The sequence below is a fragment of the Celeribacter sp. ULVN23_4 genome (genome assembly GCF_054788345.1).
In genome coordinates, this window is record NZ_JBTVYO010000003.1 from 1 (window position 1) to 26242 (window position 26242).

General features: G+C 57.2%; 23 protein-coding genes. 11 read left to right on the plus strand and 12 right to left on the minus strand.

Translation table 11 applies throughout. The annotated features are described in order from the left end of the window. Together ACYBHZ_RS08760 and ACYBHZ_RS08765 are read left to right on the plus strand one after the other, a co-directional pair. On the plus strand, positions 1-224 hold a 224-nt coding region (locus ACYBHZ_RS08760; protein ID WP_460273894.1), incomplete at its 5' end, for an SGNH hydrolase domain-containing protein. 135 nt (positions 225-359) lie between these two features. Next, complete coding sequence (locus tag ACYBHZ_RS08765) at positions 360-497, plus strand: hypothetical protein (RefSeq protein WP_460273895.1); 138 nt, start codon at positions 360-362, stop codon at positions 495-497. Positions 498-714: 217 nt separating this feature from the next. Here ACYBHZ_RS08765 and ACYBHZ_RS08770 read toward each other — a convergent pair whose 3' ends face one another. Further along, entirely contained in the window at positions 715-1227 is a 513-nt protein-coding gene (locus ACYBHZ_RS08770) for a hypothetical protein (protein ID WP_460273896.1), read from the minus strand. Positions 1228-1269: 42 nt separating this feature from the next. Continuing rightward, positions 1270-2016, minus strand: a complete 747-nt coding sequence (locus tag ACYBHZ_RS08775; protein ID WP_460274260.1) for a helix-turn-helix transcriptional regulator — start codon at positions 2014-2016, stop codon at positions 1270-1272. 926 nt (positions 2017-2942) lie between these two features. Between ACYBHZ_RS08775 and ACYBHZ_RS08780 the strand changes: the two genes are divergently transcribed. The 4 genes from ACYBHZ_RS08780 to ACYBHZ_RS08795 all read left to right on the plus strand — a co-directional run bounded on the left by ACYBHZ_RS08780 (position 2943) and on the right by ACYBHZ_RS08795 (position 10148). Then, positions 2943-4406, plus strand: coding sequence for an autotransporter outer membrane beta-barrel domain-containing protein (locus tag ACYBHZ_RS08780; RefSeq protein ID WP_460273897.1), 1464 nt, complete (start codon positions 2943-2945; stop codon positions 4404-4406). Between the two features lie 90 nt (positions 4407-4496). After that, a complete protein-coding gene (locus tag ACYBHZ_RS08785) occupies positions 4497-6599 on the plus strand; it encodes a hypothetical protein (RefSeq protein WP_460273898.1) in 2103 nt (700 codons plus the stop codon). Between the two features lie 78 nt (positions 6600-6677). Further along, entirely contained in the window at positions 6678-8792 is a 2115-nt protein-coding gene (locus ACYBHZ_RS08790; protein WP_460273899.1) for a type I secretion system permease/ATPase, read from the plus strand. A 3-nt stretch (positions 8793-8795) separates the two neighbouring features. Next, entirely contained in the window at positions 8796-10148 is a 1353-nt protein-coding gene (locus ACYBHZ_RS08795; protein ID WP_460273900.1) for an HlyD family type I secretion periplasmic adaptor subunit, read from the plus strand. A 105-nt stretch (positions 10149-10253) separates the two neighbouring features. On the opposite strand, the gene ACYBHZ_RS08800 is transcribed toward ACYBHZ_RS08795, so the two are convergent. Genes ACYBHZ_RS08800 through ACYBHZ_RS08825 form a run of 6 tightly spaced genes read right to left on the minus strand, consistent with a single transcriptional unit; the run spans position 10254 to position 16039 of the window. Further along, entirely contained in the window at positions 10254-10715 is a 462-nt protein-coding gene (locus ACYBHZ_RS08800; protein WP_460273901.1) for a phosphatase domain-containing protein, read from the minus strand. After that, positions 10712-11221: a histidine phosphatase family protein gene (locus tag ACYBHZ_RS08805; protein ID WP_460273902.1), complete on the minus strand. Its 510-nt coding sequence runs from the start codon at positions 11219-11221 to the stop codon at positions 10712-10714. Before ACYBHZ_RS08805 ends, ACYBHZ_RS08800 begins: the two co-directional genes overlap by 4 nt. Positions 11222-11247: 26 nt before the next feature. Beyond that, positions 11248-12264, minus strand: a complete 1017-nt coding sequence (locus tag ACYBHZ_RS08810; RefSeq protein ID WP_460273903.1) for an MBL fold metallo-hydrolase — start codon at positions 12262-12264, stop codon at positions 11248-11250. 51 nt (positions 12265-12315) lie between these two features. Continuing rightward, positions 12316-13368 (minus strand): ABC transporter ATP-binding protein, encoded by a 1053-nt coding sequence (locus ACYBHZ_RS08815; protein ID WP_460273904.1) that lies wholly within the window; start codon positions 13366-13368, stop codon positions 12316-12318. Next, positions 13356-15059 (minus strand): ABC transporter permease, encoded by a 1704-nt coding sequence (locus ACYBHZ_RS08820; protein ID WP_460273905.1) that lies wholly within the window; start codon positions 15057-15059, stop codon positions 13356-13358. The genes ACYBHZ_RS08815 and ACYBHZ_RS08820 overlap by 13 nt, the downstream gene beginning before the upstream one ends. After that, positions 15059-16039: an ABC transporter substrate-binding protein gene (locus ACYBHZ_RS08825; protein ID WP_460273906.1), complete on the minus strand. Its 981-nt coding sequence runs from the start codon at positions 16037-16039 to the stop codon at positions 15059-15061. Before ACYBHZ_RS08825 ends, ACYBHZ_RS08820 begins: the two co-directional genes overlap by 1 nt. Positions 16040-16220: 181 nt before the next feature. Between ACYBHZ_RS08825 and ACYBHZ_RS08830 the strand changes: the two genes are divergently transcribed. The 3 genes from ACYBHZ_RS08830 to ACYBHZ_RS08840 all read left to right on the plus strand — a co-directional run bounded on the left by ACYBHZ_RS08830 (position 16221) and on the right by ACYBHZ_RS08840 (position 20418). Beyond that, positions 16221-16988, plus strand: coding sequence for a DeoR/GlpR family DNA-binding transcription regulator (locus tag ACYBHZ_RS08830; RefSeq protein ID WP_460273907.1), 768 nt, complete (start codon positions 16221-16223; stop codon positions 16986-16988). Between the two features lie 211 nt (positions 16989-17199). After that, the gene (locus ACYBHZ_RS08835; protein WP_460273908.1) at positions 17200-18642 is read left to right on the plus strand and encodes a trehalase family glycosidase; all 1443 of its coding nucleotides are present in this window, start codon (positions 17200-17202) and stop codon (positions 18640-18642) included. 399 nt (positions 18643-19041) lie between these two features. Next, positions 19042-20418: a tyrosine-type recombinase/integrase gene (locus tag ACYBHZ_RS08840; protein WP_460273909.1), complete on the plus strand. Its 1377-nt coding sequence runs from the start codon at positions 19042-19044 to the stop codon at positions 20416-20418. Here ACYBHZ_RS08840 and ACYBHZ_RS08845 read toward each other — a convergent pair. Beyond that, complete coding sequence (locus ACYBHZ_RS08845) at positions 20404-20550, minus strand: hypothetical protein (RefSeq protein ID WP_460273910.1); 147 nt, start codon at positions 20548-20550, stop codon at positions 20404-20406. The two genes, ACYBHZ_RS08840 and ACYBHZ_RS08845, sit on opposite strands and share 15 nt — an antisense overlap. Positions 20551-20683: 133 nt before the next feature. Here ACYBHZ_RS08845 and ACYBHZ_RS08850 point away from each other — a divergent pair, with 133 nt between their 5' ends. Beyond that, positions 20684-20854, plus strand: a complete 171-nt coding sequence (locus ACYBHZ_RS08850) for an HNH endonuclease signature motif containing protein (protein WP_460274261.1) — start codon at positions 20684-20686, stop codon at positions 20852-20854. Next, complete coding sequence (locus tag ACYBHZ_RS08855) at positions 20847-21527, plus strand: hypothetical protein (RefSeq protein ID WP_460273911.1); 681 nt, start codon at positions 20847-20849, stop codon at positions 21525-21527. The genes ACYBHZ_RS08850 and ACYBHZ_RS08855 overlap by 8 nt, the downstream gene beginning before the upstream one ends. Positions 21528-21530: 3 nt before the next feature. Here the strand turns inward: ACYBHZ_RS08855 and ACYBHZ_RS08860 are convergent, their stop codons facing one another. The 3 genes from ACYBHZ_RS08860 to ACYBHZ_RS08870 form a co-directional block, all read right to left on the minus strand. Continuing rightward, positions 21531-22031: a hypothetical protein gene (locus ACYBHZ_RS08860; RefSeq protein ID WP_460273912.1), complete on the minus strand. Its 501-nt coding sequence runs from the start codon at positions 22029-22031 to the stop codon at positions 21531-21533. 101 nt (positions 22032-22132) lie between these two features. Next, a complete protein-coding gene (locus ACYBHZ_RS08865) occupies positions 22133-22549 on the minus strand; it encodes a type II toxin-antitoxin system death-on-curing family toxin (RefSeq protein WP_460273913.1) in 417 nt (138 codons plus the stop codon). Between the two features lie 795 nt (positions 22550-23344). Continuing rightward, a complete protein-coding gene (locus ACYBHZ_RS08870) occupies positions 23345-26227 on the minus strand; it encodes a type I restriction endonuclease subunit R (RefSeq protein WP_460273914.1) in 2883 nt (960 codons plus the stop codon). Positions 26228-26242 lie beyond the last annotated feature (15 nt).

Sequence of the window (26242 nt, forward strand, 5' to 3'; positions counted from 1 at the left end):
AGCGGACAAAATCGCAGCTTGAAATACGAAATCAACAGTCCCCGGTAAAACCGAGGCGGCTCAATGATCTATTTTGCCATGAGGGCACCGGACGTTGTGATAATATAATAGATGCTGGTCCGCTGTATTTTGATGACGACCACCTCTCGAATTTCGGGGCAAGACGCGTTGTTCCTCGAATTGTTGAGGCAATTATCGGCGCGGGTTCTGAGACCCTAAACTAACCTAAAATTAATGCCGGACCTGAAAAAGTGTGTAACGTTTGGAATTGTGGGGGCTCTAGGGATCGTACTCCATTACCGGTTTCCCTTGGATTTTTAATCTGTTTCACTGCTGCCGGAAGCAGGCGGGAGATTGTCATGGCCAGGAACCTTTATTGGGTCAGCGACGAGGAATGGGCGTCGATCCAACCGCATTTGCCAACTGGGCGGCGCGGGGGGCGTCGGGTGGACGACCAAGGTTCATGCCCCGACCGACGAGGCGCGGCGGCTGCGTGACTGGCTGACTGAGTGCGGATGCGATCCCGTCATCCTGCCAAACCCCACCCGCAAGCAGCCGCGTTCCTACGACAAGGAGGGCTATCGCGGGCGCAATGTGGGGGAGCGGATGTTCTGCCGTATTAAGGATTTCCGTCGTATTGCAACACGTTGCGACAAGCGGACAGATGTCTTCCCGTCGGCCGCCATCCTCTGGTGGGCCAATTGGGGCCCGACTCTAAATCGGAAAGTCGTTCTCCTTCACAATCTGCCAGATCTCGCGATTAAGTTCCTGGAGGCGCGAAATGGTGCGATCAAGTCGTGCCATTTCGTCTGCATTTAGCTTCTGCTCTTTCCCCATTCGAATTTCTGTTTTCCGATCCTGAATCCGCATCAGGATGGTGCTGAATTCACCTGACTCTGGATCAAAGGAATAGATGCAATGGTTCAAACGGTTGCGCACGCCGCCTTCTCTCGCAAGTGCTCGCATCGTGTCGATGATGACCTGCCCCTGCCTATCTTTCAGGGGACCGATCTTGACCAAACGCTCGACAAGATCAATCCGGGCCCGTGTCGTGTTCAGCGTGAGAAAGATTACTGTGGCGACATCTTTCGAGGTGCCGGCCAATCCGGCGATCAGATGGATCAAAAGACTCTCAGTGTTTGTCCACGTATAGTTCAGCTGCCCCACTTTAAGGAAAATGGGTTGCAAGATTTGCTCCGGGCTGTCCGGGTCTGAGTGACCTTCCATGACAGGCGTCCTCCCCTTGCCTTGTATGCGGTTTTCGTCCCTTCACCCCCGCATGTCGGCGAACCGGGCCGCAGCTTCTGTCCGATTTCGAACTTTGAGCTTGGTGATCACATTGTGGACGTGCAGTTTCACCGTATGTTCGGAAAGCTCCAACCGTTCCGCGACCTGTTTGTTTTGAAGGCCACAGGAAATCATTTCGAGCACCTGAGTTTCACGTCGCGTCAGGGCATCGCAGCCCGCTTTTGGTTTGGTGGATTTCTGCAGGGCATCGCGTGGGGGAAGCACTCCAGTGTCTTCCTCCAGCAGCTTCATGAGCAACTCCACTGGGAAATAGTGACCTTTGTTGATTTGAAGACGCAGAATATCTAGCCAGACCTCCATTGGGCGCGACATCGGTAGAAATCCGGCAAATCCTCTCAGTCCTTGCAGCTCACGCAAAAGGTTCAGGCCTTCTGTTGAGGAAATCCCGGCGACAGAATCCCCGGTATAACTGACAGCCACCGATGGTTTCGGCTGTCCGGCGCGCTTCACGTCTTCCTGAACCTTTCGAATGAGCTCACATGGATCGCTGGCTTCCGCGAAACATTGTTCATGCAGCACCACAAGCCAAATCCGACGCGAGATGTCCTGCGCCGCTTCCAGCATTTGCTCAACCTCCACATAACGCACAGGTTCTACACTGGGAATCTCAGATTGAATGACACGTAAAAATGCATCGCAAAATCCGCGTTGAGATCCGACAAAAGCCAAAACGCCATCGCGCCGCGCCGAAGCAACAGTAGTTTTCATTTCGATCACTTTTAGGTCGGCTTTGGACTACAAAGCCTTCCCCCCCACTTGTTCCAACTCCCCTGCGCCATCATCACACTTTAGCGTGCCACTGAACCACATGGGCGATGACAGCGCCGCACCCTGTGACGTTCTTGTGGCACCAAGTGTTTTGACAAATGCGCCAGAAAACACCCAAGAGCTGGTTCTACACACAACACTCCCAAAGACCCCGCAGCCATCCCACTCGCGCAGCGTCATTTGGATATACTCACGGGTCATATGCTAACATGTTTTGCGGTTTTTGATCCTGATTTTTCTCAAAACGTCCCTTTTCTACGCATTTCAAAACGCCGTTCACTCCAATAGGACATACTGGCTCGTTTTGAGTTTCTGCGTTCAAAGCGCTTTGTGAAATTGGTCAGAATTTTCACCCTTCGAGCTTAATCTCAGTCCAATCTAAAGGATCAGATGTAGCAGATCGCTAAATCGAATGATTAGGGTGACGCTTTGAGTCTGCACACAGAACGGCCAGAAAGATTGATCGGCCATTCCTTAACAAATCCTTAAGTCTCAAACGGAAAGCGCTCCCCGAACGATGAGGTTTTAGACCTGCTCCAATGTCCGGCTACTCGGATGCTATCGAAGAGGGCAAGGTTTAGGCGTCTTCGATGAGGACGGATCACTGAGCCCCCGCAAAGCGGTTCCGGACATATCGACGACCCAGAATAAAAGGGTGCGCACACTGGCCTGATTTAGAGGGCACGCGACAGCCCATGGGGTGGGAAGAAAGACAGCTGAAAACTACCGAACAGAGGGCCGCACGCTGCGGACCCGCGGCGTTTTGGATGTTCAAAATGTCGAATCAGTGAACCAGAGATTCGATATGGCCACGTGATAGAAAATGAGTGGCCCGGAAATCTCGCAATTCCGAAAGGGAGGCTATTATGCCCGGTCCCAAGAATAACTTCATGATGATGCCCCTCGACTTCCAGATGCAAGATCAGGAACAGGATCAAGATCAGGGCCAAGGTCAGGGCCAAGGTCAGATTCAGGGCGAATTCCAGAGCCAGGGTCAGGAGCAAAGTTCTGAATCCTTGAACCTCAATGGTAATGGCAATCTGAACGGCAATGGCAACGGCAATCTGAACGGCAACTTTAACTACAGTGAAACCGGCTCGGATTCCGAAAGTACCTCTGGTGCGGGAGCCGGAGCTGGCGCAGGTGCCTTGGGTGTCGGTGTTGGCCTTGCCGGCGCGGGTGCCGGTGCTGGGTCGGAAAGCAGCAGTGACGCAGAGGTGCTTGTAAGTAACACGTCCACAGTCAGCGTCGGTGTTGAGGTCGGCATCGGGATTGATGAAATGCCGTCTGACGATGATTTTGCCGATTTCAATCTGGACAACTCCAGCATCGACAACATCATCATGGCCGATGGCAATCTCAACTATGACTATGTCTACGATACCGGCCACGACGTCGACTTGAACGGCATCCTGAGCGGCTCGCTCAATGGTGCAGGAACCGACACCGCGAATATCTCTGCTCAGCAGAACATTCTCGATGACTCCGACACGCTTGAAAACGCCAGCATCAGCAATGATGGCGAGTTCAATCAGAATGGTGATGCGTCCGGGGGCGAAGCCAAGGCCGAGGAAGGTATTTCCAACGAAGGTGAAGGTGGCGGAGACGCCAGCTCCCTCGGCGGCTTTGCAGTCGGCGCGAGCCTGACCGGCCCTGCGGGCGCCACCGGCGGTGCGAATGACGATGTCGAAGGCGGCAAGTCCGAAGGCGATGACGGCGGCGACGCAGGATCCCTCGGCGTTGGTCTTGGCGGGCTGGGCCTGTCCGGCAGCGCAGGTGGTGACGGTGGAACCGGTGGTGATGCCGGCGACGCCGGTGATGCTGGCGCACTTGGTGCCGGGATCGGGCTTGGTCTTGTGGCCGCTGGCCTCGGTGTTGGCTCGGCCCAAGGCGGCAACGCGGGCAATGCCGGTGACGCGGAAGGCGGCGATAGCGGTTCGCTCGCTGCGGCAATGGGCATGGGCGCAGCAATGTCTGGCGCAATTGCCGGTGACGGTGGCAGCGGCGGCAACGCAAGCGCTACGGGCGGTTTTGCCTATGGCGGCGAGGCCTCCAGCGGCATGGCAACTGTTGACGGAATCACTGGCGGTGCAGCTGGCGCAGCCACGACCGGCGATGGCTATGTCGGTGGCAACTGGGGATCGAACAATGGCGATGACGGCTATGTCACGGGCGAATCCTATGCATCCGCCAGCGCTCTGGTCGATACCTCTGCCTTCAACCAGACCGTCGTTCTCGGTGCCAATGTCATGAGCAACAGCGTGGATACCACGGTTGTTGGTGGCAACCTGAACTCGACGACCATGATCGGCGACGACGATCTCTCCTGATCGAACGCCTCTGTAGCTGGTCTGCGCGGTCTTCTGAGAAAGGCCGCGCAGATCGACTTTTCCCAACCTCACATCAGCGGAGGGGACGCCATGCCCCTGGACAGTTCAACGGAAATCATCGCCCATTTCATCGGGATGTTGCACCAGTTCGAAGAGGCCTCGCGGCTGCGCCAAGCCTATGAAGAAATGCGCGCCGCCCAACAGGATACGAGCGACCCTGCTGATCTGCTCAAAATCACGATCAATGTCTCAAGCCCCGACGCGTCGGGCGGCTATGAGCCAAGCCTGAAGTATTCTTTGCCGCAGCAGGTGCAGGAGGTTTTCCCGTGGCTTACGGGGCCTGCTCAGCACTACGCGGCACCGATTGGCGTCCATATTTATGGGCATCCGACAGATATACTCTCTGTGCCCAAACCTTATTTGAACATGACATTCGAGCCGAGCTTTTACGTCCCGCCGCCCTCTGCTCAGGCAGGGGTTCATGTCCAGATGAACGTCCTTGAGGACAACGACATCTTCTCAAATGTGGATTACGAGATCGCTTTTGCCACGGCTGAGGATTACGCGCCGATGATGGCGCAGCTGACGCAGATCGCGGAAGCGCTCCAAATCGCGCCAGATTTGGTGTTCCCGGAAAATGAAACCGCTATGAGCGACACGGCCTTTGAGATCTCAGGTTGGGTCCAAACGCTTGAAGGCTCTGGCGCAACGCCCTGCGCAGATGGGGTGCAAATCTCACTGCTCTTTGGCGCGGCCGCGATGACGCTTGTCGTGAACGGCGAGGAAGTCGAGGACGTCGCGACATTTCAGGACAGCCTGCCGCCTGCATTGCAAGCCGAAGAGGATGAGGAAGCAGAAGACCTCGGCGTGACGAGCGAGGATGGTCCCACGTCGGACAGCGGGCACTTCGCAAGTGCTGAGGATGCCGCAAATGCGGAACCAGATGGCCCGCTGCATGAGATCACTCTTGGTCAAAACCTGATGATCAATGAGGCCATCATCCAGTTCAACTGGTTGGATGCCCCTGTTTGGCTGGTGGCGGGCGATTATCTTGAACTCGATGTGATTTCGCAGGTTCACGTCTGGCACGATGTGGATTTTGGGGCCGATGACATGACGGCAGGCGCGTCAGCTCTGCCTGCTTTCTTGACATCCTCAACGGAGGAAGACATCGCCGCCACACCATGGGCAGGCACCGAAGCAATCTCTATCGCGGAAATCAGCCGTGAGATCACAACACCTGAGCCGGGGGCGGAAGAGGCGGAGAGCGACGGAACGGAGGCCGAACTTAGCCCCGCCGCCTATATCGAGGTGGTGACCTTCAGCGGCAATCTGATCAACACCAGTCATATCCAGCAAATCAATCTGGTGAGCGACTTCGATCAGGTGACGATGGAGATCACCGCTGCGGAAACCTATCTCCAGATGGGCGACAACACGGTTGTGAACGTCGCCGATCTGATGACGCTCGGATTCTACTATGACGTCATTGTCGTCGGTGGGAATGTCATCGATCTGACGATGATCTCCCAGACCAACGTGATGCTGGACGGCGATCAAATTCATGTTGGCGACGGGTTCGGCGGCGAGCTGATCGGTGGCAGCAACCTGATGTGGAACGAGGCGCATATTTCCGAAACGGGCCTTGATACATCCATCGCGCTGGAAGGCTCTTATGCCAAGGATTTGAAGGACTTTTCGAAGGGCGAAGAAGACGCGTCTTCGGACCTTCTGAACGATCCGGCCCTGCTCGGTGTCGGGGTCCTTCGGGTGCTGTATGTCGAAGGCGACGTGATCAACATGCACTGTATTGAACAGACCAATGTGCTGGGCGATGCCGACCAGATCGCCCTGATCGCTGAAGGCATGTTGTCCCAGATGGGCGACGATGTCTGCGTTACCACGGGCCAGAACGCTCAGGGCAACCTCGCCATTGTCAACGAAGGCGGAATGGACAGCACCATACATGTCGGCGGGGAAAGCTATTCCGATGCGCTGATCTATCAGGCGGAATTCGTCAGTGAGGACGATCCTCTTATGCCGATGGACACGAGTGAGCTGGCATCCGAAGCCGTCGCATTCCTGAGCGACGACATGATGAACGCCGATGGTCAGGGCGACGGGGCAGAGGGGCCCGTGATCGCCGCCATGAGCCAGGATGGTGCGCAGGCGGATGTCATGCACATCACCTGACGCGCTGGGCGCGGGGTAGATGAGGCCGAGCGCGGCTTGGTCTCCCCGTAGCATTTTTACATTTTCAAGGAGGGGCACATGAAAGATACACCAGAGGATTTCAAACCGCGGGCTGATGATGGCTCAGCAAAGGCGTCTGAGACGGCCAACACCGCGCAATCATCACACGGGCGTCCAGATGCCTCAGAAAAGCTTCCCCCTCTTTCTTTGGACAAAGACCTTCGCGCGGATGAACCGGCCAAAACTGCCCCGAAGACTGGACCGGAAAACGCGAAGCTGCGGCAGCCGGAGGACGCGTCCCCCTCTGACCCCCATCCGGCGCCGCGCGGAGCATCTCCCGGACACCGGGATGCTCCGCACCTTTCCGCCCAAGGCGGCAACGGAACCGGTGGTGGTGGCAGTGGTGCACAGTTTCACAAACGCCTCGGTCCGACCGATTTCTCAGGTGCCTTGAAACAGGGGAAGGTTGCCGTTCGCCGCAATCTCATGCTGGTCGGGATGTTCACTTTGGCCACCAATATTCTGGTGCTCTCTATCCCTATCTACCTGTTCCAGATTTCCGACCGCGTGTTCACGAGCCGCTCCATCGACACGCTGATCATGCTGACCATTGTCGTCGCCGGGGCCATTTTGCTTCAGGCCATGCTCGACGCGGTGCGACGTTTTATCCTCATGCGCACGGCGGTCGAGGTTGCAGCCCGTCTCGGATCTCCAATCCTCTCCGCTGCCGCCCGCGCCGCGCTTCATAGCAATGGGCGCGAATATCAGACCTTGGGAGACCTGCAGCAGATCCGTTCCTTCCTCGTCTCCGGTACGCTGCTGTCCTTTCTCGATGTCCCCTTTGCGCCGATTTTCGTTCTGGCGATTTACATGGTGCATCCGCATCTCGGCCATATCGTCGTTCTCACAGGGTTGGTCCTGACGGTGATCGCCCTGATCAATCAGAAGATCACGGCGAAACCCTTTGCCGAAGCCAATTTGGCGCAGAGCAGGGCCAACCTTCACCTCGACAGCATGTCCCGCAACAGCCAGATCATCAACGCGCTGGCGATGATCCCGGAAGCGGTGTCGATCTGGGGCAGGGACACGGCCAATTCTTTGAAATCTCAGGTGCGTGCGCAGGATCGAAACATCCTCACAGCGGCCTTCTCCCGTGCCTTCCGTCTCATGACCCAGATCGCCATTCTTGGCTGGGGCGCATATCTGTCCCTGCACGGCGAAATCACCGGCGGGATGGTGATCGCCGCATCGATCATCGCCGGGCGGGCCCTTGCCCCCGTGGAAGGTGCAATCGAAGGCTGGAGCCATTTCCTGTTGTCCCGTGCCGCCTATGGTCGGATCGAAGGGCTGCTGCGCGCTTCGCCGCTCAACCATGAACGGCTGATCCTTCCCCATCCGGAAGGACGGTTGGATGTGGAACGCCTTTTGTTCGTGCCGCGCGGGACAAAGAATGTCGTGCTCAATGGCATTTCCTTTGCCCTCAACCCCGGTGAGAGTCTGGCCGTGATCGGCAACTCCGGAGCCGGGAAAACCACCTTGGGCAAGATGCTCGTCGGATCGATCCTGCCGACCTCGGGCTGTGTGCGCCTCGATCTGATGGATCTTCGCAACTGGGATCAGCGCCAGCTTGGCGAAAACATCGGCTACCTGCCGCAGGATGTGCAACTTTTCCCCGGCACAATCAAAGACAATATCGCCCGGATGCGGCCCGATGCGACGGATGCGCAAATCCACGAAGCGGCTGTGCTCGCCGATGTACACGACATGATCGCGAGTTTTCCGCAAGGCTATGAAACCGTGGTGGCCTCCGATGGCACGCCGCTGTCGGGTGGGCAAAAACAACGTATCGCCCTCGCGCGTGCGTTCTTTGGCAATCCTCGTCTTCTGGTCCTCGATGAGCCCAACTCCAATCTCGATACGGCGGGCGATCTGGCCCTCGCGCAAGCGATGCGCCACGCCAAACGCGCCGGGATCACCGTGGTGGTCATCACTCAAAAGCCCTCCCTGTTGGCTGAGGTCGACAAGATCATGCTGATGGCGCAGGGCGGCGTGAGCCTCTTTGGTGCCCGTGCTCAGGTGCTGCGCGAATTGGAAACGCGCCGTCATAGCAATCGTCCACAGCAAATGCAGCCGCCAACCCAGCAGCCCGGACCGCAACGTGCCGGACCAACTTCTGGACTACAAGGAGCCTGAGCCATGAGCAATATCACCCGCTATGAGGCCAATCAGTTCAGCGCCGTGGAATGGTATGAAGAGGTGCCCCGCAAAACCGGTCGGATCGGCCTGTTCGGCATTCTGCTTTTGCTGGCGTTCTTTGGGGGGTTCGGAGGTTGGGCTATGTTTGCCCCGCTCGCCGCCGCCGTCATCGCTCCCGGCAGTTTCATGGCGATGGGCCAAAACAAGATCGTTCAACATTACGAAGGTGGGATCATCAAATCCCTGCATGTCGAAGAAGGCGATCAGGTCGCCGCTGGAACGCCTCTCGTCGATCTCGACCGGACGGCGGCGGAGACCCGGCTGACCGAGCTGTCCCTGCGTCATGATCGGCTTGAAGCCATTCAGGCACGGTTGATCGCGGAATATGAGGGCGCGCGCGCGATCCGGTTTCCGGCGGATTTGCTGGAGCGGGAAAGCAATCCGAAAATCACGGAAATTCTGGAAACCCAGCGGCGCAATTTCGACGTGTCTTTGGCGAAGCTCGACAATGACCTGAAACTGATCGAGGCGAATATTCTTGCCCTCAACCGGCGCATCACAGGCCATCAGGCACAACACAGCGCGCTGGGCGCGCAGATTGCCATCCTCGAAACCGATTTTGAGGTCAAACAGACGCTTCTTGATCGCAAACTCTTGCGTCAGGGTGAAATCAATGCCCTGACCCGCGCTCTGATCGAGGGGCGTGGCCAGACCGAGAGGATTGTCGCGGAAATCGGTGAAAGCGAGGCGCTGATCGAAAAATACGCCCGCCAGCGCATGCAAACTCAACAAGCCTATCGCCAAGCCGCACTTGACGAATTGCAGGATGTGGAGGCCGAGCTGGACAGTGTCCGCGAACAGGCGCTGCATGCCCGCGACGTGTTGAGCCGGACAACGATACTTGCGCCTGTGTCCGGCACGGTTGTTCGGCTCTACTATCACACCACCGGCGGTGTGATCGAAGGTGGCAAACCGATCCTCGAAATCCTGCCCGAGCAAGCGCCCCTGATGATCGAAACCATGGTGCCCTCAGCAGAGATCGATCGTGTCTTGCCCGGATCGGTCGCGACCGTGCGCCTTGTGGCGCTGAACCAGCGGACAACGCCGATGCTCTCGGGCCGCGTGGGCTATGTCTCCGCCGATGCCGTGCCAGATAAAAGCACGGGGCTTTTGCGCGAAGTCTATATCGTGCGCGTCATGTTGCCGCCCGAAGAGCTTGCGCGCGTTCACAGCTATCGCCCGACGCCGGGGATGCCTGCGGAAATCCTGATCAAGACAGAGGAACGCACGTTTTTTCAATACCTGACCAAGCCCATCGCGGACTCCATGCAGCGCGCCTTCCGGGAGGAATGATTATAGTTCAGTGCTGTGCCATGCCTGAAAGGCGTGATGATCAAACGGTCTGCAACGCGCGGAGGGCATCCATATGGAGGCGAGGCTGGGCCTCGGGCGTCACGCTCAAAAATCACCGGGCGCGCATTGCAGACAGACAAGCCCTTCTGCGCGCCATGCATCCACAACGGAGCTGCGGTCGTCGATAATGAGCCATGGGGCAAGCCCATCCGCTTTCATCTCGGCTAGGGCGCGACGTTTGACCTCGGGGTCGCTGGCTTGGTCCTGATCCTCGGCGCGCAGGTAGATGCCATCGAAAGGCAGATCATGCTTGCGTAACCATGCCATCGTGTGTTCGGCCCAGCCGCTCGGGCGCCCTGAGCAGATCACTATGGTCTCACCGCTTTCTTTCAACCGCCGCAGAAGTTTCGCAACGGGCGCGATGAGCGGAGCATCGGCCATGGCGAGGTGAAACGCGTCCCATTGTTTTTCGATCCCGTGCACAAGATGCCCGAGCTTTCCGGCATCGAATTCCGCAAGTGTCCCGTCAACATCGAAAACCACGCAGGGTTTGTTGGGCTGGGTCATAGAACTGTCTCCTTGAAAATTTCTCCGGACCTCTCGAACAGGAGAGGCACGGCATTTGGGGGGCGGGTGCCCGTATGCCCGGTGGCCCAGAGCACACGCGCCGCACGGATCACGCCGGAATGGCAGATCAGAACGGGAAGGGTCTCTCCGCAGGCCGCGCAAATGTCCATGATCGCCTGTTCCACACGGGCAATCATGTCCGGCCAGCTTTCGCCATCCTCTGGGGTTGCATCCCGGTCAGGTTGCTCGCTCAAAGGGCGGCCCTCGAAAACGCCCCAGTTGCGTTCGCGCAAGCCCTCTTGCACCGCGTAAGGCTGGCCGGGAAAGGCCAGTTCGCAGGTTTCACGCGCCCGCTGCATCGGGCTGGCGTAAAGCGCAATCTGCTCGGGCCAAGTGCGTCGGGTGAGGGCGCGGGCCTGTTGGCGGCCAAGCTCCGTCAGAGCCACATCCGTACGCCCGGCAATGATGCCATCGGCGTTGGCCGTGGTTTCGCCATGTCGGATCAAGCAAAAGCTTCTCGTGGGAAAAGGCCTCATAGCCGCACCGGATCGTGAAGGAAAATCTCGACGCCCAAGTTTTCGATCAGGTAATCTTCCGGCTGAGCGCAAAAGGCGGGGGCAAAGCGTCGGGCCCCCAGACGTTTCAGCATCTTGATCTGATCGCGCAGCGGCGGGTGTACGTTCCAGCGCTGGAAATACCCGCCGGGCACGGCGCAGATGCCGCGCGCGTGGGCGGTCATATGGCCGGTGAAGACCACATGTGCGTCGCGACCAAGACGTCCGCTCTCATTCCATGCCCTGACATAGCCCCAAGCGGCACCGCCATCGGCATTGGGCGTGTCGCAGATCAGAAACCGCGCCATATCCATCGGATTGCGGTTTAGGAGCGGGGCGATTTCCTGCACCTCTGGGCTCAATGTGTGACTGGCAAGGGCCACGCGCAGAGCGGCCTGACATTCCGGGTCGAGCATGACGCTTTCGAGCCCGTATCGTCGGATCAGATGCAGCGCCATCTCTCCCGCGCGCCCCGATGGGGGCACGGGCAAAAGCACCTGACCGTGCAATTCGTCGAGCAGGCGATCCAGGGCGGCGAAACGCTCGGATTGCGGCACATCGTCGAGGTGATAGGAGCAATCCAGAATAGCGGTCGCCGCAGAGGGCGGCAGGTCAAGCGGGAACCAATCGGATTCTTCCGACCAGTCGCCGGAATAGAACAGCCCGTCTCCCAGATCGAAATGCATCCAAACGCCGCCCATAGCATGCCCGTTGCGCCCGGTGGTGAGTTTCACCCCTTGGATGACGGTTTCGCCCTGTTCCGGGATTAGATGCACTTTGGCGGCGGGGGGCAGCGACTTGGCGGTTTGGGCGGTGGCATAGATTGGCAGTCCCGCCTCCACCGCATGAGAGGCCCCGCCGATATGGTCGATGTGATCATGGGTGATGAAGACCGCCTCGGCCCCCTTGAGCCAGTCGGGATTGAAGTGGGCATTGGCCTCAGGGCCGAAACCGCAATCCAAAAGCCAGATGCGGTCGTCGATGGTCAGTTGCATGCACGCAGGGCCTTTGTCCCCGATGCCGGATAGAAGTCTTACGCTTTGCATTTAGTCCTCGGAGAAGGCCCATGGGGTGGTGATGGTCAGGCCGAGCTGTGCGCCGACCTCGAATTTTGCGCGGGTTTCAGCCAGCAAACGCGTGCCGCAGGCGGAGACGGTTTCCAGCAGGTATTTCCCGCCCAGATAGGTCACACGCGCCACCTTGGCGCGCAGATCGCCTGTCTCGGAAATGGTCAGGTTTTCGGGGCGCAGGCAGACATGACTAATTCGGGGGCTGATCGAGGCCGCGGCATCGCTTGCAACTGCGATCCTCGTGCCCAGAACATGCGCGGTCAGCTGGCTGTTGCTCTGCTCAACCGATTTCACCGGCACGACGGTGCCGCGCCCGACAAACTCCGCCACGAAGCGGTTCTTTGGACGTTCATAGAGATTTTGCGGCGTGTCGAATTGCTGGATACGGCCCTGATCCATCACGGCGATCCGGTCGGCCATGGCCATGGCTTCGGCCTGATCATGGGTGACATAAACCATCGTTGCGCCGGTGCGTTTGTGAAAATCGGTGAACACCGCCTGCATCGAGGCGCGTAGCGCGACATCGAGATTGGCGAGCGGTTCATCGAGCAAAACGGCGTCCGGCTCCGACACGAGACAACGTGCAAGGGCGACCCTTTGCCTCTGCCCGCCGGAGAGGTCCGAAGGCATGCGGTCGGCGTAGTCGGTCAGCCCGGTGGCGGCGAGGGCGGCCTCGGTCTGAGCCGCAATCTCGGGTTTGGTCAATCTGCGGATTTCCAACGGGTAGGAGACATTGCGGCGCACCGACATATGCGGCCAGAGCGCATAGCTTTGAAACACGAAACCGATGTTGCGGTCTTCCGGCGGGACCATCGTGGTGGCCGTCGCCATGTCGCGCGCGCCGATGCGGATGGTGCCGCTTGTGGGCATGTCGAACCCGGCCAGAAGCCGCAACAGTGTGGTCTTGCCACAGCCCGACGGTCCCAGCAGGGCGATGAACTCGCCGTCTTCAAATCGGGTCGTGATGTCCTCAAGTGCGGGCGCGCCCGTGAAGGTCTTGCCCAAAGAGGTGATTTCTATGTCTGCCATGGGACAACTCCTTTCGGGAAACGGCGTGAGAAAAGCTGGATTAGGCTCATGAGTGCCATGACCACGAAGACGATGGTCATGGCGAGCGCACTGGCCATTGCGGTTTCGCCGCTGTCATCGAGGTTGAAGATCACCACGCCCAAGGTTTCGGTGCCGGAGGACCACAGGAGGGCGGACACGGTGAGTTCGTTGAATGCGGTGAGAAAGACGAGGATCGCACCCGCCGCCGCCGCAGGGGCGGAGAGCGGCAGGATCACATCGCGCAGACGTTGGAACAGACCTGCACCCACCGATTGCGCGGCTTCTGCCATCGCCGGATCAAGCTGTTTGAGGCTCGCCTGCACAGGGCGGAACATCACTGCGAAGAAGCGCGCGAGATAGGCGAGGAAGATGATCCAGATCGTGCCGTAAAGCGTGGCGTCGGTGAAGGGCAGTTTGATCAGCAAAAGGATCATGGCGATCGACAAGACGACGCCGGGAAGTGCGTAGGGCAGGTCGAGCAGACTGTCGAACAGTCGCGACAGCCGGGTCGGGTGCCGTTCCATCAGCCACGCGAGTGGCAGGCAGATCAGCATCAGGACCACCGCCGCCCCTGTGGCGAGGCCGAACGAATTGAGAAAGGCGCGGGCGGTGACGGGTTGGCGGAACAGAACCTCGGTCCATGAGGCGAGCGTGACCGTGTCAAAGCGCAAAGGTACGCCGTAGGCTGGAACGAGAGAGGTGGCCAGTAGGCCGAACATGGGCAGGACGAGGATGATGAAGACCACGCCCCAGAGCAGAATTTCCATCGGCAAACGCGCCGCGCCCAAGGGAATGGCGAGCGGGCGGGAGGTGGAGCCGACGAGATAGACTTTTTGGCGGCTTTGGAAAAACCGCTGGACCAGAATGCCGAGGATGGCGACGGCACCGATCAGCATGGCGAGAACAGAGACTTCGGCCAGCACGGTCGTGCCCATCCCCGCGAGCTTTTGATAGACCAACGTCGGAAGTGTCACATAGCCTGCCGGAATGCCGAGCATCGCGGGGATGCCGAAATTGCCCAAGGCCGTTACAAAGGTGATGGCGGTGCCTGCGGCAAGGCTCGGCAAGGTCAGGGGCATGATCACCTGCCACCATGTGCGCAATCCGCGTGCGCCACTGATCCGGGCGGCCTCGACGACCTCCTGCGGAATGGCGCGCAGGCCCGCGCGGAGCGTCAGGAAGATGATCGACATGTGCTGAATGCCGAGAAGCAGGATGATGCCTTCCACGGAATAGAGCGGCTGCGGTGCGCCGAGAGGGGGGGCGAGGCCGAGCGTTTTGAGCAGAACGGAAGAGGGCCCCATGATCTGTGTCCACGACAGCGCCGTGATCTGCGGCGGGATCATCATCGGGATCATCAGACAAAACACCAAAGCCGCTTTCGCGCGCAGATCGGTGAGCGCCACGAGAAAGGCAAAGGCGGAGCCGAGCACGAGAGACACCAGCGTGCCGAGACCGGCGGTGATGAGCGAGTGTTTGAGGGCGCTGAGCGTCGAGGGCTGGGACAGAACCGTCTGCGCCAGAGACAGGGAGGGCGCGCCCTGATCCGTGATCCCCTCGACAAACAGGCGCAGAACGGGCGCAAGCGTCAGGCAGATCGCGAGAACCAGAATGGCGGAAAGCAGCCGGGCCTCGGACCGGCTGCCTCCTTTTTTCAGGGCGATATGCATTATTCCGCGCCGAACAGTTCGGTGAATTTGGCTTTGTTGGTCTCGGCGTTTGCGAGCGCCTCGGCCGGATCAAAGGACATCAGCTTGATGTCTTCGCGGGCCGGGAAACCAGCGGGAACGCCCATGCCGTCACGCGCCGGGATGTAGCCCATGTCGAGAACAAGGTCTTGCCCCTCTTGGCTCAGGACGAAATCGACGAACTTCTCAGCGCCTTCGAGGTTCTTCGCAGTGGAGAGGATCGCAACCGGCTCGGTCACGTAGGAGACACCTTCCTCTGGGAAGACGAACTCGACCGGGGAGCCTTCTGCCTTGGCACGGATGGCTAGGAAATCCACAACCATGCCATAGGGCTTTTCGCCAGAGGCCACGGCTTTGAACGTGCCGCCATTGCCGCCCTGAGCGCGCGCCTCGTTGACGGCGAGTTTGCCGTAATAGTCCCAGCCGAGGTCTGCGTCACCCGTCAAGGTCGCGAGATGGATCAGCGCGGCACCGGAGTAGAGCGGGGAGGGCATGGCGATCTGACCTTTGATCGCGGCATCCTCAAGGTCTTTCCACGCGGTCGGAGCCGTTTCAACGCCGGTGTTGTAGACGATCCCGGTGGTGATCAGCTTGGTGGAGTAATAGTAGCCTTCCGGCGAGTAGAGCGCGGCGTCGTAGTTTTCGGCTTCCGGCGAGTGATAGGCGGTCAGCAGGCCTTCCTGCGCCATGCCTTCGAGCGTCACGGTGTCGGCGATCAACAGCACGTCAGGCTGCGGGTTGCCCGCTTCGATCTCGGCACGCAGGCGCGCCATCAGTTTGGTCGTCCCGTCACGCACCCATTCAACCTCAGTGCCGGGGTTGGCCGCCATGAAAGCGTCAACGGTCTGTTGCGCATCGGCGTTGGGTTGGGAGGTGTAAAGCGTGATGGTGTCTGCCATAGCCGTGCTGGCCATGAGGGCAAAAGCGGACGCAGAGAGGGACGTGGTGAGGAAGGTCTTCATGGGGGCTCTCCTGAGGATTTGGCCTGAAGGGTATCTTTCGTTCGAAAGCTATTCACAGGGGCCTTATTTCCTTCTGGGGTAACGGTTTTGCGACAATTTATTAACTTTTTTAATTACATTGCGCGAAAGCGTCTCTGTTCGTACCCTTGTCGAAATTAAGGATTGTTTTCGAAGGAAAGCTATGAAGCGGCTGGATATGACAGAGCGGAGAGACCGCATCATTTCACTTCTGCTGGAAAACGGCGCGCTCTCAGCGGCGGAGCTGGCCGATTGTCTGTCTGTCTCCGTTCAGACCATTCGAACCGATCTGCGTGATCTGGATGAGGCGAGCTTGGTGCAGCGGCGCAACGGTTCCGCGCGGTTGCGTCAGCTAAGCGAAAACATTGGCTATCTGCCGCGCGAAAGCATCTCACGTCAGGAAAAGCAGCGGATCGCATTGGCGGTCAAGAACCTGATCCCCAACGGGGCGCGTGTGGCGCTGGGCACGGGAACGACGGTCGAGCACTGTGCGCGCCTTCTGTCGTCGCACGAAAATCTCTTCGTCGCGACCAACAGCATTCATGCGGTGTGCGCCCTGCAAAACGCGCCGGGGGCCGTGGTTGAAATGGCGGGCGGCAGCGTGAGGATGCGCGATCTGGATTTGATCGGCCTCGCCGCGTTTGAGTTTTTCGCGCAATACCGTGTGGACTACGCGATTTTCAGCTGTGGGGGGATCGCGTCTACAGGTGGCGTGATGGATTATAATTCTGACGAAATCACAGCGCGCAAGGCGATATCAGGCTGTGCGAATAAGACGATTCTGGTCGTTGATACAGAGAAGCTTGATCTTGATTTGGCGTGTCGAAGCGGCGTGCTATGGGACTATGATCTGGTCGTCACGGGCGCGGATTTCCCGGAGGAGATCGTGCGACGGTGTGCGCAACATGAGTGTCAAATCGTGCAGGTCTGAGGGATGCCCAACGCGTTAAGCGATTTGGCTGATGCCGTCTGAAACATTCAACTGAATGGTGCGGGCTGTGGCCTGGCCCTTGCTCTTTCTTGTGGCGTCCATACTCTGCTGTCTGGCGTAGTCTGTGGCGCGTTCTGTGTCGTTCCCCATTTTCGCGGTTCCTCAAAGACAATAGGATCGGCCTGAATGCGCAAATCATGGAGGCAAGGGCATGGAATATCTTGAGCAGAGCCTGAAAGACGTGTTCGTCGATCTGCACAGCTCTGGCCTCTGGGGCGATGAGAAGGCCATCTCAGATTCCATTCTGTTGGCGCCGGCCGAAGACATTCGTTCCGCCTATGCGGCTGAGAAAGCGGCGGGGGAGTTCGATTTGCGGGCCTTCTATGCCCGCTGGTTCCGTCCCGTGCAGCCGGAGGGGGAGGGTTATCGCACGAACCCCGATCATGGGCCGCTTGAGCATCTGGAGGCCGTTTGGCCACATCTGACACGCCCAGCCGACCTGCTCGATGAACGGTCCTCGCGCTTCCCGCTGCCGCATTCCTATGTGATCGCGGGTGGACGCTTTCAGGAGGCCTATTACTGGGACAGCTATTTCACGCAGCTCGGCTTGCTCCGCACGGGCCGCACGGCGCTGGTCCGGGATATGCTCGACAATTTCGCCTATGTGATCGATCAGATCGGTTTTATCCCGAACGGTTTTCGGTCCTATTTCCTGACCCGCTCGCAGCCGCCTTTCTTTTCCTCGATGGTGGCTGATTACGGTCGTGCCATCGGAGACTTGCCCGGCACCTTCGCGACCTATCTGCCAACGATGGAGGCCGAGTATCGTTTCTTCATGGAGACGCCACGCAATCATCAGGGCCTCGCGCGTTATTGGGACGCCAGCGATAGCCCGCGGATCGAGATGTACGGCACTGATCTGGAGTGGCAGGCGCATGCAGAGACCCATCCGGGCTTTTTCCGCGATCTGCGCGCAGCCTGTGAAAGCGGCTGGGATTTCTCCTCACGCTGGCTCGAAGATCCGCAAGACCTCGGGACGATCCGCACGACGCGGATTTGGCCGGTCGATCTCAATTGTCTCATGTTGCGGATGGAAGAGATTCTGGCTGATGCGACGCGAACCAGTGCGGCTGAGCGCTCACAGACCTATGCGGCTGCGGCCGATGCCCGGAGACAGGCGATCTCGCATCGCTTCTTCGACATGGAGCGGGGCTATTTCTTCGACTTGCTCTCGGGCGAGGGCACCTTGATCCCGGTCACGAGCGCTGCCGGGCTGTTCCCGCTCTGGGCGGGCGCTGCGACGCAAGAGCAGGTAAAACGCGCTGCGGATTGGGCGGAACGCCTCCTCCTGCGCGCTGGAGGGCTTTTAACGACGGATATTGAGAGCGGCCAGCAATGGGACAGTCCCAATGGCTGGGCGCCGTTGCAATGGATCGCGGTGCAGGGGCTGAAACGCTATGGGTTCAACGATCTGGCCGAGACGCTGCGCACGCGCTGGCTGGCGACCTGTGACGCCGTGTTCCATCAGTCGGGCAAGTTTGTCGAGAAATACAACGTGATCGACCCGCTCGCCCGCAGTGGCGGCGGCGAATACGAATTGCAGGATGGCTTTGGCTGGACCAACGGAGTCTATATCGACCTGAAGTCTCAATGAGATAGCGCCAAGTGCAGGAGAGCATGAGAACGCCGCAGAGACGGACATATTGGAAGGCGTGGCCACAGACGGGGCTGCGCGCACAATTCAGAAACTGAGTTGACGCGTTGCTCGCCGCTATGGTCTACGGAGCACCGTTTTCGGAGGAAAACAGAAGAGAACCAATATCTTGTTTTGATAAATGGTGCCCGGGGGCGGAATCGAACCACCGACACGAGGATTTTCAATCTCTGTATCGTATTGTTGATTTGCTCTTTTATGTCTGAGCGTATTCTTATAAAAACTATTTATAAACAGATATTTGTTGAAATTCTATCGTTACATGGCGTTGCACTGCGTCGCAGTGGATTTCAATGAATATCACTCAAAATGTAGCCTATATGTAGCCTAGAAAAGCGAATGACCAAGACTGCCCTTACTGATGCCTACCTTCGAAAACTGAAACCCACTGGAAAGTCCCAGACAATCAGCGATGCCGCGATGACCGGCCTCCGCGCGAGAATCTCAGCAAAGGGCAAAATCTCTTTCGCTCTCCAAGCACGAGACGCCAGCAACGAACTGAAAACCGTTACCCTCGGACAATATCCAGAGATGTCACTCAAGCAGGCGCGAGAGGAGGCGGCGCGAAGGCGTCTTGAGTTGAAGGCGGGCGTGGACGTTACTGCAGAGAAACGACGTAAGCGCGCTGCAGTGCAAGGTGCGAAAGACGCACCAACGCTTAGAGAATTGCTTCGCGAATACGAAGCTACCTTCGGCGCAAAAAAGAAGGTCTGGTCTCCCGCGGGCCCTAAAACCGAAAAGACACAGGCTGGGCGCGTTGTTGAACGCGTCTTTGAGGCGCTGCTTGATAAGTCCATTTTGACAATCAAAGTGGAAGCTTTCGCAAAGTGCGTGAACAATTACAAACCGGCTCGTCAGACCGAAGAGAAAAAAACTGCAAACGGACAAGCCTCGAAAGCACGCGCCTATCTTGCGCCTGTGCTTGATTGGGCTGCAGGGCGGAAATCATATGCAAAGCTTGGGGCTGGTCGAGTTCCCAAGCTGGAGGTTGCGAGCCTTGATGCTGTGCATGACCCCGCCACGACTGATCCGTCGATCACCGGAATGCGGAAGCGCGTTCTGACCCAAGTCGAGTTGGAAAAAATTCTACCTCTCCTGAAATATCCCGCGCCACAAATCGGAGGAATGAAGATCGACGCTGTCAAAGATTTTCGCCCGATCGCTTTGCGCTTCATGCTCTACACTGCTGCGCGTCGCGAGGAGGTCGTTGCCATGCGTTGGCGTGATCTGGATCGGAAAAACAGTGTTTGGAGAAAGCCCAGCGTGAAATCGACAAAAGGAGGTGCGCGAGGCCAAGATCTTCCACTGTCGGGCGCAGCCATTGATATCTTGCGTTCGCTGCCAGGTTGGGATCAGGGGAAACCTGAGGAGCTGGTCTTTCCAAACAGTGTGGGCGGTGAACTCGGGAACTGGACGCGTATTCAGACAGCGATTTACAAAGAGACAGGAACGAGCGATTGGAATAGGCATGACCTGAGACGGACTGCAGCGACGTTAATGAAAGAGCTCCATGTCCCGCTTTCAGAGGTCGAACGCATTCTTGCTCACAAAGAGCCTCTGCAGGCTGAGAACCTTGGTGGCGCCGCTTCTCACTATCTTCACGTCACGAAGATCATGACAAATTCAAGAGATCCGCAAGAAGAAGCGCTGTCGCGTCTGGCCGAAGCTTTCGAGCTGATCGAGGCGGGCGCTGAGACTGTGTCAGATGTTCCTTGATTGGGGTTTTGAAACTTCGGCCTTCTTCTTCAGGTTTTTCTCTAGGTCGCGCTCCATTCGTTTCACGTCGAGCCAACCGATATAGGCTACGAGGAGTATGGCTGCCGGGACAACAAATTCGTAGGAGGTCATGAGATTTCTTCCGTCTGATGAACCTATTCAACGTGCCAAGTCTGATCTTTGGAACTGGCCTTGTCTAGTGTTGGGGGCGGCATGAGAGCTTCTATCTCGAATTCAGGCGGACCAGTGCGGGAGCGTTGAGTTCCTGAAATACTACCCCGTATGCGTCCGGTGTGGCGCGCCCGCGACCGTGGTGGATCACATCATTCCGCACAAGGGCGACGACCGGCTGTTCTGGGATAAGACCAACTGGCAAGCGCTGTGTAAGCCGTGCCACGACCGGCAGAAGCAACGGGAAGAACGCGCCAATGTCTGAGCGCGATCTATGGACCGCTGTGCTCTTGCTTGCGGTGGAAGACGCGACAATCGGAATTGGTGGCGAAAGTGCTTCCTCACGACAAACGAAGCTACGCATGATCGAAGAGGCGCGCACGTTCCTGACGACCAAAAGCGAAGACTTGCAAATCGTCTGTGATGGTGCCGGTCTTGATATTGCTGAGGTTGTCGAGCACATGCGCAAACGGATCGGAGAGGCACCGCCCGCAGAAGAGCTTTTGGGCGGTGTGGCAAAGCGGAAAGCCAAGATTGCGGCCCGCAGCCGCGAACGTGAACAAAAGCCAAAGCGAACGCCCGCCACATACACGCACAACGGCGAAACCCTGACGCTTACGGAATGGTCCGAACGCACCGGCATAAAGGCAATGACTATTTACAGCCGCTTCAATAGTGGCTGGCCTTTGGCAGAAGCGCTATCGGTGAGCGTGGGTGCGGCAAACAGACAGGCGCGGCAAGCAACAAAGAAGACTTGGCAGCGCGGCTTGCCAGCACTGAGGATCTCCCACAACGGCGAGACCTTGACCGTGAAAGAATGGTCACGGCGCACAGGTATCAACGCCGCGACGATCAAGACGCGCCTCAGAAAAGGAATGCCGCCTGAGAAGGTGCTAACGGCGGGTGATCTGAGAAGTGATTTCGATAAAGTGACTTAGCTGTCAAGGAAACACATTATAGTCGTGGTCTTCTATGTAGCTGGAACTTGATGAAGAAGATATTTCATACCAGTGATCACAGGGAATGCATCTAACCCCGGATGAGTCACCCTGTAGGATCGAAATTTGATCTTTCTCCATGCATATTGGACAGGCATAGTGAAGCGGCTCTCCTTCTGCCATATCAGTTTGCAGTTGATACAACAGATTTCCTGCTGGGGTCTGTATTAGCTTATAGCGAGCCTTCCTTCTTTCGAACGAGACGCGCTTTTCAAGCTCTGTTTGAAGATCGGCAAGCTTTAATTTCAGGTCCGCATTCGCAAGTTTGGCGTCCGCTACGTTTGAAGATAGTGTTACCAGTAGGTCTTTGACCTCCGAAGGTATCTCTTTGCTCTTTGAGCTGAAGGCACTCTTGATTGATTCAATGCCCGATCCAAGGTTCTTCACAGCGGTTCCCGATGTGCCTGCGAACTCAATTGCCTGCTTTATCGTCTCAATGTCCATTCTGAATGTTCCCTATATGATCTTTTTCTAATTCATAGTTCCGGCAGATGTGTGGGCACAATAGTAAAGAGTGCCGGGAAGGTCTGCTAATGGGCCGGACGTTAGAGCCAATGGCAGTGGCGGCGTAAAATGTCTTCGAGGGTTTCGAGTTTAAATCGGTCTTCTACAAAAAGTCTCTCAATGAGTGGTCCGAGGGAATTATCTGGAGCTTCAAAGCTCACACCATTCATTAAAAGGAAGTTGTTTGCGCACGCGAAACCAGTGCGCTTATTGCCGTCAATGTAACCGTGGCTGGTTGATATTCCGTGCCAATAATAAGCTGCGACCCTAACTAGGTCACAGCCTTCTTCATAGTAGAGCGCATTTTGTGGCCTACCAATTGCTCCCAGAAGATCATCTAGGCATTTGTATCCGCGAAGTTGTTCGGGTTCGAGAATTTCCTCATGGAAATAATCCACGTCTTCTTGCGTAAGGAAAGTGGTATCCTCTGGGGCTGGCAGAGGCTCAAACCGAAGCATTACTTCAAGTATTCAAGGGTCTCTTTATACCGAGCCTTGGTGCGTGCCATAGCTTCGCGAGCAGACATGCGCTTGCGTGTCACTGGTTTGTCTTCTTTCCGGAAGTCAGTGTTCGCAGCGATCAACGACGAGAAACATACCGCATTCGCCAGTTCATGCGGAATAGAGCCGTGGAAACGACCGCATTTAGGGCATGTGGGCATATGGAACGACATTGTTTCTCTCGTGATTCATCGGCTGTATAGATAGCACAAAGTAAGTTGTTATCCAATGAATAGCAAGAACGCTGCTACTTAAGGCTAACGGTCAATGACTGGTGCCGCATTTCCGCTGTTTCTTATGTTGTGTTTTAGACCTTGTCTACAGGAGGCCGGGGTAGTCCTGAACTTTCCCCTAACTTAGGGGACCGGCGGGGGGAGGTTCGCACACGATGTGCGTTAAATAACTTTTTCAGCTTTTCGAAGAGTATTCACTCTCTGTCTTTCCATTGGCCTGTCTCAACCCAGTATCCTCGCCCGCGTTGCGTCGAAATTGCAGTGCGACCTAGCGTTCTTTCTGGTCGCAAGCGATATTCTTTTCTGGAAGTGGATCAGATTAGGCTCTCCGCATATATGGTGCGGTTTCGTCAACACTTTCCGACATGATCTGCGCCATGTAGGGCGCAATATTGGACGTCGTTTTGCGCAAAAAAAACCTGTTTACTTTCTGACAAAATTCCCCACCCGCGCAAATTTGTGATGTGATTACATATCATTGTCAGTGTCTCGCTGAATAGGCATGTTCAAGGAATGCCTCTCAGCCCTCCACGTCCCCCATGTTCTCATCAAACGTCTCGATGAATCCCTTCAGCCGTTCCACAATGCGTGAGATCACGGACTTCCGCTGTAGAATGCCAACGGGTTCTTTGAGCACCGGCAGAACATCGTCGGCGAGAGGCTCTTTCTGGGTGAACTGGTAGGATTGCATCAGTTTCGCGAACCCGTCCGGATCGAGGCCTTCTTCCGCACAAAGGTCTTTGAAAGCCTGTTCGCGTTTCTCGTCCCAGAATTCGTTGAACGCCTCGCGCGTCTCGTCGCCGCCACGGCGCGTTGTCAGATACGAGGCGATGAACTCTTCGATCAATTCTCGTTTACTGCGAAGGCGCGCTTCCGAGCCGAGAAGATCAAGCACGGCTTTCTTCTTAGCATCCGCCGTGGCTCGCCCGGCCTCATCGTCCTCTTCGTCTCCGATGGAAGCGAGTAGTGCGAGGATATAGGCCACGTTGATGTTGTCGCGCCGGATCAGCTCGAGTTCAAAATCGACCTCGTCGATGATCGAGGCTTTTGGTTGGCCGTCGCGGTCTGATTTCACCTGATCATAGATGTCGAGATATTTGCTTTTGTATTTCTCGAACCTCTGCTCCTCCATCGAGAGATCATCATCGCTGAATTCGGCGAACGTCGTGAGGACGTTGCGGATGCGCATGAGCTCCCTGAACGCCTGAACGAACGCCAGAGTGTCTTCTTCGTTTTCCAGTCGGTCAACTGCACCAGGCGTCTCGGCGACGTCCAGGAGCGCTCTCACAGCTTCGTTAAAGCGGTCCACATAGACTTCGTAGGGCTCGATCAGGATCTTGTCTTTCGCGTCCTTGTTCGAGAACAGGGCGATCGCCTCGTCTACCTTCGTTTTCAGGTTCCGGAAGCAGACGATATTCCCCTGCGACTTCTTCTGTCCGAGGATGCGATTGGTCCGCGAGAATGCCTGGATCAATCCGTGGTATTTGAGGTTCTTGTCGACGTAGAGCGTGTTGCAGGTCTTCGCATCGAACCCCGTCAGGAACATGTTGACGACGAGCAGGATGTCGATGCCCTTCTCAGGCACGAAGTCCTTCTTGTCTCGCCATTTCATGCGTTTCGCCACGGCCTTGTAGTAGGCGTAGAAGGTCTTTCCGTCCTTCACCGAGTGATTGGTGCCAAACATCGCGTTGTAGTCGTCGACGAAGCCTGCCAGCTTGTCTCTGCTGTGCATTGTTTGCGCATTCACGGGGCCGCCCGTCACGTCCGGCTCACCGATCAGACCATCCGCGTCCTGATCATCTTCATTGGCCTGAAACGTGAAAATCGTCGCCACTCTGAGATCATGCGCACCCTCGGCCTTGCGTTTCGCGAACGCCTCATACGTCTTCGTCAGCGCATCGACCGAGCTACAGCACATAATTGCGGAAAAGTCCCGATCATGCGTCTTGGCCTTATGGTTCTCGATCACCCAATCGACGACGCCCTCGACACGTTGATCGCTCTCGAAGAATTCTTTGAGATCGATCCCGCCGACTTCCTCGTCGGTCAAAAGCGACCCATCCTTCTTCTTCAGTCTTCCCCAATACTCGACGGAGAACCGGAGCACGTTCTCGTCGCGTATCGCGTCCGTGATGACGTATTTATGCAGGCACTCGCCGAACAGATCGGTCGTCGTCTTCTTGCCTACCGCATTCTCGGCGAGGATTGGCGTGCCGGTGAACCCGAACATCTGTGCCTTTGAGAACGCGTTCACGATGTTCTTATGCGTCTCCCCGAACTGGCTGCGGTGGCACTCGTCGAACACGAACACCACGCGCTCGTCCTTGATCAAAGCCATCGCCGCGTCGTGACGCTCGCGCGTGATCGCGGTGTTCAGCTTCTGGATCGTCGTCACGACCAACTTCACCTTCGGGTCGGCGAGCTGCTTCACCAGATTGGTCGTGTTGTCCGTGCCGTCCACCGACCCCTCGGAGAAGGCGTTGAACTCTTTCGTCGTCTGGTAGTCGAGATCGGCGCGGTCCACGACAAAGACCACCTTCGCCACCTTCGGGTTCTCGACAATGATCTGACTCGCCTTGAACGAGGTCAGCGTCTTCCCCGATCCGGTCGTGTGCCAGATATAGCCGTTCTTCCGGCCCTTCTGCACACGGTCCACAATCGCCTCCACTGCGTAATACTGATACGGTCGCAGGATCATCGGGATCTTGTCGCCCTCATGCAGCACGATGTATTTCGCGATCATCTTGGAGACGAAACACTTCTCCAGAAACGCATCCGCGAATTTCTCGAGCGGCTGGATCGTGTCGTTGTTCTCTTTCGCCCAGTAGAACGTCTGTTTGAAACTCTGGTTGCGGTTGTTGGCGTAGTATTTCGTGTTCTCGCCGTTCGAGATCACGAAAATCTGGACATATTGAAAAAGCGCCGATCCCGCCCAGAAACTGTGTCTCTGATAGCGGTTGATCTGGTTGAACGCCTCCTTGAGGCCTAGCCCGCGGCGCTTCAACTCGATCTGGATGAGCGGCAACCCGTTCACGAGCAGCGTCACGTCGTAGCGGGTCTTATAGCTCCCCTCGACCGTCACCTGGCTCGTCACCTGATAGCGGTTCTTGCACCACTCCACTTTGTTGAAAAATTCGATATGCGTGACGGTCCCGTCATCGCGGTGAAGCACCATGCGGTCGCGCAGCGCCTTGGCCTTGTCGAACACCGAGCCCTTTTCGAGATGGTTCAGGATGCGCTTGAACTCTTCATCGGAGAAGGTCAGCCCGTTATGCGCCTCCAACTGCGCCTTGAGATTGGCGTGGAGCGTCGCGACATCAGGCACTGACACCTCCGCCCAGCCAAGCCCGGTGAGCCGCTGGATCAGTTCTTTCTCAAGCTGCGCTTCGGACTGAATCGACATGGACTTCCTTTGAAC